Here is a 2,887-nt window from a genome sequence, read left to right as displayed (position 1 = left end):
GCCTGAAGGCGCTCGCCGACGACGTGAAGGGCATCGCCGTCGCGGTGTGGGTGAACACCCTGCCCCGGCTCCAGCGCGGGGAGCCCTGGTACGAGCTCGGCGTCGACGACCCGGACCGGCGCCGCCGGCGCTACCCGGAGCCTGTAGGCCGCTGAGGGGCGGAGCAGGCCTGCCGGAGACGACGACGCTCCCTCATACAACGGCCGTGGGGGTGTCGTTCCGCGGTCTGTCGCGGGCGTTGTCAGTGGCGTGGTCTACGGTCCTCGTGTCCCGGCACGGGACTGTTGTGCTCTCGCCTGGCCTTACGGCTGGCCAGGCGAGAGCGGCATGGCCCGCTTCCCCCCTTTGACGGGTTGGCACGGGGGCGGGCCCTTCCGGATGGAAGGCCGACACCAACGGCGTCCGTTCTATTGACGTCTCTTCGACGTGCAATTGCAAGGAAATCCGGGAACTTCCACCCGTCCGCGCGCCTGCTTGCGTTTCTGACCGACGTCGTTCTGGCGAGGCGTTCGGATGGTGTCGGTGATCGTCATTGTTCCGTGATTCCTTGATCACGTGGCGTCACAACTGCCGTTCTGGCCATGCTGGTTCACCTCCCGGGCACTGCGGCTTGGCACCCGCCCGCCCGGGGTGCGCGGCGGCCCTTTCCGGATGGGCCGCCGGATCCCTGAGGCCGACCTCCCGACAGCAGAGGAACCTGGATGAAGTCCCGTCAGATAGTCGTCACCGCGGTCACGGCAACGGTGTTCGCCTGGAGCATCGTGCTGGTCGCCGCTGGCCAGACGGCCGCAGTGGCCGCGCTCGCCCCGGCCCTTGCCTTGACCGTGCAGCAGATCGTGCACGCCTCCCGTTCCCACACCGCGCCCGGCACCGGCAACCCCCTGGACGCGGCCACGGACAAGGAGGACGACGCCCCGTGATCACTCCTGCCGAGCCACCGGTACCACCCGACAGACCGCTCACCGCCCGGCCCGGCCGCAAGCTCGGACCGATCGCCTCGTTCGTGGGCAGCGCCCACCGGGCCTGGCTGGACCCGATGCGCGAGAGCTACCTCGCCAGCGGTCTGACCCTGAGCGATCTCAGCACACGCATGCGGTTCGCCAAGTCCAAGCTCTCCGAACTGCTGCGCGGTGTCGGTCTCTACCCCCGCTGGGAAATCGTCTACCTACTGGCCACCGAGCTGGGCATGCCGAACTGGCCCCTGTACCGGCTGTGGTGCCAGGCCGCGCTCGAAGCCCACAGGAGCAGCGAGTGGGTCGACGACTGCACCGAACGGACCCCCATCCTGACCGCCACCCACACGGCCCCACCCCTGGACCACCGCGCGTTCCGCGAACTCGTGGAACTGGACTACCTCCTCTACGCCCAGGTCTTCCTCGACGACGACCGACGCGACGCCGCTGTGTCCAACACCTTCGACATCCTCTGGCTGTCCTGGGACGACGCCCTGGCCAGCCAGGACACCCGCCGCTACGCCTGGAACGTCCTGCGCGCCACGGTCATGGCCAGTACCCCGCACCGGGACGGACGGCCCGAGCTGGGGATGGCCGCCTTCGACACCGCCGCCCTTCAGTCCCTCGCCGACCCGGCCGACCGCATCGACCAGATCGCCGAGAGCCTGAAGCTGTTCGCGGCCATGAGCCGCCTGCCCGGCAGCCAGCTCGATGTCATGGTGCTGCGCCGGCTGTGGAATCGCCCGCCCGAGACCGTTTCCGCCCTCCTGGGCGTGCCGCTGGCCGCCGTCCGCTCAGACGAGCGTCACGCCACCCGCTTCCTGGAGAGCGTCCTGTGCCCGCCGCCCGCGACCGAAGGGAACAACCCGTGACCGGCATCGAAGAACTCCTCTCCAGAGCCGTGCTCGTCCGCGAGCGCACCCTGCCGCGCGACATCGTCCACTCGACCGCCCCATCGTCCACGCCTGATGCCGACTCCACCGCCCACAGCTCCCCGGACGGTAGCCGCTACGCGGCGGCTGAGGACCTGCGTACTCTGTGCGAAACGCTCGTCTCGCACACTCCGCCGGGCACCGTAGCTAAATTCGTCACCGACCAAGTCCCCGAACCCCGTGCCGCCCTGATCCTCGCGTGTGTCCTGCAGCTGACCGACACAGACGAAGGCGCCCGCTTCTGGTGGCAGTACGCCGCCGGTGCGGGACAAGCAGCCGCCGCCTACTGCCTCTACCTCCACCACCTGGCACTGGGGGAGGGGGACACCGCCGACTTCTGGCACCGGCAGACCGACGACGTCCAGCCCCCACCCCAACCCCCAGCGTTCGACGACGGCGGCACCTGGCACCCGGCAGAACACCGCATCACCAGCACGACCACCACCCACTTCATGCGGATCCTTGGCCACCTCGCCAAGCAGACTGTCCGCTCCCGGCCCGCCGGAGTCAGCAAACTTATGGCCTACATCCCCACGGCCGTCACGGCCGGCTACCTCCGCGAGCCCGACACCGAGCTCCCGCTGCCCGGCCACGAGTTCGCCCGCCGCATCAACAGCCTCCTTGCCGCAGCCGACCACCCCTCCATCTGGGACAGCCGCCCCAGCCGCCCTGCCCCCGGTCCGTTCACATCCCCGGACACCAGAGCGGTCGACCGTGAGCACAGGCAGACGACCCCCGAGCAGATGCGCACCGCGAAACGCTGAACATCACAAAGGGCACCTCGGATGGCCACACCGCGAGCCCCGGAGAAGAAGCCGCCCCTGGGCCAGGCACTTCAGGTCTCTTCGCTCACGCTCGACCTGTCGGACTACTCGATTTCAGGCCGCCAGGACGTCTCGCAACTCGCGTACGGCGTGCTCGCGATGGTGCTGGACGGGGATCGCCTCGTACAGGTCCAGGGCGCGGCGGCGGACCAGGCCGGTGCGGTAGTCCGCCGGCAGC

The 2,887-nt window shown here is 69.5% G+C and carries 3 protein-coding genes; all 3 read left to right on the top strand.

What is annotated here, in order from left to right; translation table 11 throughout:
* Positions 1–701 precede the first annotated feature (701 nt).
* From ACIQHQ_RS37380 to ACIQHQ_RS37370, 3 genes are read left to right on the top strand one after another with little or no spacing between them, the layout of a single operon-like run.
* Positions 702–920, top strand: coding sequence for a hypothetical protein (locus tag ACIQHQ_RS37380; protein WP_402621298.1), 219 nt, complete (start codon positions 702–704; stop codon positions 918–920).
* The gene (locus tag ACIQHQ_RS37375) at positions 917–1,825 is read left to right on the top strand and encodes a sigma-70 family RNA polymerase sigma factor (protein WP_402621295.1); all 909 of its coding nucleotides are present in this window, start codon (positions 917–919) and stop codon (positions 1,823–1,825) included. Before ACIQHQ_RS37380 ends, ACIQHQ_RS37375 begins: the two co-directional genes overlap by 4 nt.
* Positions 1,822–2,649 carry a hypothetical protein gene (locus ACIQHQ_RS37370; RefSeq protein WP_402621292.1) on the top strand — a complete coding sequence of 276 codons (828 nt, stop codon included), beginning with the start codon at positions 1,822–1,824 and terminating at the stop codon, positions 2,647–2,649. Before ACIQHQ_RS37375 ends, ACIQHQ_RS37370 begins: the two co-directional genes overlap by 4 nt.
* Positions 2,650–2,887: the final 238 nt, after the last annotated feature.

It is taken from the genome of Streptomyces sp. NPDC092370 (genome assembly GCF_044755265.1).
In the GTDB taxonomy this organism is placed as follows: Bacteria; Actinomycetota; Actinomycetes; order Streptomycetales; family Streptomycetaceae; genus Streptomyces.
The sequence above is the reverse complement of the archived record's forward strand: the minus strand, read 5'-3'. Positions and strand labels throughout refer to the sequence as shown.